We start from the raw sequence: 218 nt of genomic DNA, 5'->3' as shown, positions 1-218 counted from the left end.
CTCCGTCCGCCGGCCCAGGACCGCGTCCAGGCGGTCCAGGACCCACCGGTAGCGCAACGCTAAGCTCTCGAGTATGCACCGCACCACCTCGCCCCGGGTCGTGGGGACCGTTTGTCCTGTCGCCCGGCACGCCTCCCGGATGCGGGTGGGCATGTCGGTGGGCCGCAGGAACCGCGGGTCGTCGGGGTTGATGAGGGCGACGGCCGGGGGGGCGGATT

General features: G+C 72.9%; 1 protein-coding gene. It reads right to left on the bottom strand.

Annotated elements, in window-relative coordinates:
* Positions 1-218 (bottom strand): FGGY-family carbohydrate kinase (locus C4313_RS11585; RefSeq protein WP_352430003.1); only part of this gene is annotated, 218 nt, incomplete at both ends.

The sequence above is a fragment of the Thermoflexus sp. genome (genome assembly GCF_040289485.1).
Classification (GTDB): domain Bacteria; phylum Chloroflexota; class Anaerolineae; order Thermoflexales; family Thermoflexaceae; genus Thermoflexus.
This window is presented reverse-complemented; position numbering and strand designations above follow the sequence as displayed.